The organism is Paracoccus sp. (in: a-proteobacteria) (assembly GCF_035556475.1).
Classification (GTDB): domain Bacteria; phylum Pseudomonadota; class Alphaproteobacteria; order Rhodobacterales; family Rhodobacteraceae; genus Paracoccus.
Genome location: NZ_DATMFA010000098.1, coordinates 1 through 1911 on the forward strand (window position 1 = coordinate 1; position 1911 = coordinate 1911).

The window sequence follows — 1911 nt, forward strand, 5'->3', positions numbered from 1 at the left end:
GCCGACGCTGACGCGGGCAGTGGCAAGGGGTGGCGGCAAGCTCTATGTCGAGATGACCTTCGCCCTGGTCAAGGATCCGGACGGCGCGGTCGTCGGTTCGGTCGCCATGGCGCGCGACGTCACCGAGCGGGTGGAAAAGGAGCGCGCCGCGCGCAAGGCCGCCGCTTTCTGATCTGGCGCAATATGCGGGCTGTGGCCGGCCGATACCATGGAGCCATCGCCTGCGGGTCAGTCGCCCGCAGCCCCGCCGATTCCATGCCAGGAGAACCCAATGGCTGCCATGATGAAAGCCGCTGTATTCGTCCAGCCCGGCCGCATCGAGCTGACCGATAAACCCATCCCCGATGTCGGTCCCAACGACGCGCTCGTTCGCATCACCACGACCACCATCTGCGGCACCGACGTCCACATCCTCAAGGGCGAGTATCCGGTCGCGCCGGGCCTGACGGTCGGCCACGAGCCGGTGGGGATCATCGAGAAACTCGGCAGCGCGGTCACCGGCTATGCCGAGGGCCAGCGCGTCATCGCCGGCGCGATCTGCCCGAACTTCGGCTCGTACGCGGCGCAGGATGGCGTGCCCTCGCAGGACGGCAGCTATCTGATCCCTTCCGGGCGCTGCGGCTGCCATGGCTACAAGGCGACTGCCGGATGGCGCTTTGGCAATCTGATCGACGGCACTCAGGCCGAATACGTGCTGGTGCCGGACGCCCAGGCCAACCTCGCGCCGATTCCCGATGGCCTGACCGACGAACAGGTGCTGATGTGTCCGGATATCATGTCCACCGGCTTCAAGGGCGCGGAAAACGCCAACATCCGCCTGGGCGACACGGTGGTGGTCTTTGCCCAAGGGCCGATCGGACTGTGCGCGACAGCCGGCGCGCGCCTGCTGGGGGCGACCACCATCATCGCGGTGGACGGCAATGATCACCGGCTGGGTATCTCGCGACGGCTGGGCGCCGACGTCACGCTCGACTTTCGCAGCTGCGACGTGGTCGCGGAAATCATGAAACTCACGGGCGGACGCGGCGCGGATTCCGCCATCGAGGCGCTGGGCACGCAGGCCACTTTCGAGCAGGCCTTGCGCAGCCTCAAGCCCGGCGGCACGCTCTCCAGCCTGGGCGTGTATTCGCAGAATCTGACGATCCCGCTCGATGCCTTCGCCGCGGGCCTGGGCGACCACCGCATCAATACCGCCCTGTGCCCCGGCGGTAAAGAGCGCATGCGCCGGTTGATGAACGTGATCGCCGCCGAACGTCTGGACCTGGGTGCATTGGTCACCCACCACTATGCGCTGGAGGACATCGTCGAGGCCTACGATCTGTTCGCCAACCAGCGCGACGGCGTGTTGAAGGTCGCCGTCAAGCCATCCTGACCGAGGGCGAGCCCGCGCCGGCTCGCGCCCCCGCAGCGGCGCGCCGCAGGTTGTGCGCAAGGATGACGCGCGCCTGCTGCTCGATGCGCAAATGCGATTTTAAATCCACCGCGACGTCACCGAGCGGGTGGAAAAGGAACGCGCCGCGCGCAAGGCCGGCGCCTGATTCGGGATGTTCCGCGTATCATGGCGGAGTTCTCCGGGCTGTACCGGCACAGGCGCATATGACCCTTCTTGAAGTTTTGTTCCTTGTCGCGGCCGCATTCATTGCGGGCGCGGTCAATGCGGTGGCCGGTGGAGGGACTTTTTTCTCTTTCCCGGCCTTGCTGGCCGTCGGGGTTCCACCGGTCGTTGCCAATGCAAGCAATGCGGTGGCGCTTTGGCCGGCAAGCCTCTCGAGCGCCTGGGAGTTTCGTCGGGAGCTTGTGGCGCACAAGGCGGGTCTCGCCCGGCTGGCCGGGATTTCGTTCATCGGGGGGATAGGCGGCGGATTGTTGCTGCTGCAAATACAAGAGGCTGTCTTCACCAGCCTCATTCCA

At 66.1% G+C, this 1911-nt stretch carries 3 protein-coding genes; all 3 read left to right on the top strand.

Going from position 1 to position 1911, the window contains the following annotated elements:
- The first annotated feature begins 19 nt into the window (after positions 1-19).
- Positions 20-172 (top strand): PAS domain S-box protein, encoded by a 153-nt coding sequence (locus VNQ78_RS21610; RefSeq protein WP_414694068.1) that lies wholly within the window; start codon positions 20-22, stop codon positions 170-172.
- Between the two features lie 99 nt (positions 173-271).
- On the top strand, positions 272-1372 hold the full coding sequence (locus VNQ78_RS13045; RefSeq protein ID WP_269494246.1) for an NAD(P)-dependent alcohol dehydrogenase: 1101 nt from the start codon (positions 272-274) through the stop codon (positions 1370-1372).
- 224 nt (positions 1373-1596) lie between these two features.
- A partial coding sequence (locus VNQ78_RS13050) for a TSUP family transporter (protein WP_325690409.1) occupies positions 1597-1911 on the top strand: 315 nt, incomplete at its 3' end.

What these genes read in the sequence shown, in the direction of transcription:
- VNQ78_RS13045 (WP_269494246.1), top strand. Translation starts at nt 272, where the DNA reads ATGGCTGCCATGATGAAAGCCGCTGTATTCGTCCAGCCCGGCCGCATC.